Origin of the sequence: Azohydromonas lata (assembly GCF_034427735.1) — a bacterium.
GTDB lineage: Bacteria > Pseudomonadota > Gammaproteobacteria > Burkholderiales > Burkholderiaceae_C > Azohydromonas > Azohydromonas lata.
The window spans coordinates 1-2,785 of the sequence record NZ_JAXOJX010000157.1 but is presented as its reverse complement, the minus strand read 5'-3'; the positions used below and the strand labels follow the sequence as shown (position 1 = coordinate 2,785).

Sequence of the window (2,785 nt, the reverse complement as noted above, 5' to 3'; positions counted from 1 at the left end):
CGATCCGCATGTTGTGCTGGCCGCTTGCACGACCATACGGCAGCTCAACTGCCTACAGGCAACTTAGGCGGCGTGCAGCGTTGTACCGGCGCTTGGCTTGCTTAGGACCGTGGTTTTGCCTGGCAAAGCAAAGCAGCAAGACAACGGCGCCATGAACGCAACTTCAAGATCGAGTGCCTTGCGAGCGCAGCGGTAGCAACTACAGCAAGAAGCCTTGGGCAGTACCGACCTGGGAAGCTAGGCGTTTGACTGCGTCAGCAACGCTTGGACGCAAACGGTCTGGACCCGTGGGCCTACCTGTGGGACATGCTGGCGCGCATTTACTCGCACCTGCGCCACCGGCTCGATAAACGACAGCCTTACCCTATCACCCCTTCACCTTCTCCACCGCCGGCACAGGCGCGGGCCGCTGGGCCAGCCATGCGCCCAGCCGGTCCATGCGCTCCGCCGGCAGCGCATGGCGCTGTGCCGCCAGGCGCAGCTGCGCCGTCAGGCCCGGACGGCCCGCGGGCTCCAGCAGCGCGCCGCGCGGCACGCTGCCGCGCGGCGTGGTGCCACCCACGGTGATCTTGAATGTCGTGACCACGACCCGCTGACCGTCGCTGGCCTCCACGCGCACCTCCACCGTGCGGCGCTCGCCCGGCGCGCTGCGCACGGTGAACTTGCCGGTGGCCGCGTCGAAGCTCAGCCACGGGGGCAGGGCCTCGCCGCTGGCCTGGCGCGCGCTGAGCGCCACCACCGCGTTGGGATTGGTGTGCGCGAACGCGTCGGCCGGGATGGTGATCTGCACCGGCGTGCCGGCCACCGCCGTCACCACTTGGTCGCCTACGCCGCGGTTGAGCACCAGCCCGCCGTCGCCCAGCGCCGAGCTGGCGGGCAACACCACCACGCGGTAGCTGCTGCCGTCGCCGGTCTGTGTGAGCTGGCGCTGGCCCTGCCCGTTGTCGCCCGTGTTCTGGAATGCGGGCGCAGGCGCAGCGGCCAGTGCGAGCAGCGGCGTGTCGCTGCCCGTGAGGTTGCCGAGGTTGGGAGTGCCCAGCGCCGAACCCGGCGGTAGGAAGCTGGGCGTGGGAGCTGGTGCCGGGGCTGGTACAGGCGCCGGTGCAGGTGCTGGAGCAGGCGCCAGCGCGGGAGCGGGGGCTGGAGCCGGTTCAGGCGGCGGCGGCACCGTGGGCTTCACGACTTTGGCCGTGCGCTCGCTGGCCACTTCCGTGACCGTGCCGAAGTCGTCGGTGTAGCTCGCCACCACGCGCAGGTAGCGGCCCACGAGCTGGCCGGAAACCACCAGCTCGCTGCCGGTGGCCCCAACGACGTCGCTCCAGGTCTCGCCGTCGGCCGAGGACTGCCAGCGGTAGCTCACCGCGCCCATGCCGTCGACGTCGCTCAGCGTGTTGCCGGCGACGAGCTTCAGGCCTTCCAGCGGCGTGCCGCTAAGCTTCACCTCGCCTTGCGGGGCGTCGCCGACGTTGGACACCTTCAGCACGAAGGTGGTCCGGACTTCCGCGCCGGTCCGGTCGCGCACCACCAGCCGCACCGCCACCGCGCCCACATCGCCGTCGCTCGGCGTGCCGGAGAAAGCGCGCGTGGCCGGGTCAAAGCTCAGCCACGCGGGCAGCGCATTGCCGCTGGTCAGTGTGGCCGAGTACGTCAGGACGTCACCGTGGTCCACGTCGGTGAACGCGCCCGCCGGCAGCGTGAAGCTGAAGGGCTGGTTTTCGGTGGCGTCCTGGTTGCCCACTTCGGCGGCCTGCTGCGGCGCCTCGTTGAGGTCCGTCACCTCCACCGTCACCACCGCGTCGGCCGTGTTGCCGGCCGCGTCGGTCACGCGCACCTTCACGCCATGGCGGGTGGCGCCCTCGAAGTCGAGCACCGCGCCGCGAGCCACCGTGACCACGCCGCTGGCCGCGTCGATGGCGAAGCGCCCGCCCGCGTCGTCCAGCAGCGCGTAGTTCCAGCCCTGGCCGGGGGTGCCGAGCGAACCGACGACGGTGCCGGCCGGCGCGTTCTCGTCCACCCACAACGTCGTGGCGCCCACGCGCGGACGCGTGGTGTCCACCACCAGCGGTGCGTCGTCCACCGTGGTGGTGGCGTTGCCCGCGGCGTCGGTGGCCGTCACAGACACGCTGCGGCCGCTGGCCTCGATGCTGCCCTCGACGAGGGTGTAGCTCGCGCTCCACACGCCGCCCGACAGCGTGGCGGCTACGGCACGGCCGCCGCCGAAGCCGCTGAAGTCCGCCGTCACGCCGGTGATGGCGTCGGTGTTGCGGTCGCCGCCGGGGGCCTTGTCGGCCCAGGTGACGGTGACGGTGTCGCCGATGCGGAAGGCGCCGTTGGTGCCCGTGGCGCCGCTGACGCCGATCGCGTGCGGCGTCACGCTCGGCGCCACGGCGTCCACCGCCAGCACGCGCACGCTGCGGCTGGAGTTGCCCGCGGCGTCGGAGACGGTGACGGTGACCGTGTAGCGGCCGCTGGCCAAGGTGCGGTCGTCGATGCGCCAAGCCGTGCCGTCGCGCAGCACCACCGGCGCGGTGCCGCCGTCGCCCCAGTCCACCGTCACGGTGGTGCCGGCCTCGGCGCTGCCGCTCAGGCTCAACACCGTGCTGCCGGTAAGCCAGTCGATGGCCGAGGCGCCGGTGTCGGAGGACAGCAGCAGCGCCGGCGCCTCGGGCGCCGTGGCGTCCAGCGTGAAGCTGGCCGTACCGGTGCTGCGGTTGCCCGCCGCATCCGTGCTTGACAGCGACACCGCCTTCAGGCCATCGCCGCCCAGCGCGAGCTGCCCTTCCAC

General features: G+C 71.9%; 1 protein-coding gene. It reads right to left on the bottom strand.

Going from position 1 to position 2,785, the window contains the following annotated elements:
• Window positions 1-367 precede the first annotated feature (367 nt).
• On the bottom strand, window positions 368-2,785 hold a 2,418-nt coding region (locus SM757_RS34690), incomplete at its 5' end, for a putative Ig domain-containing protein (RefSeq protein ID WP_322468822.1).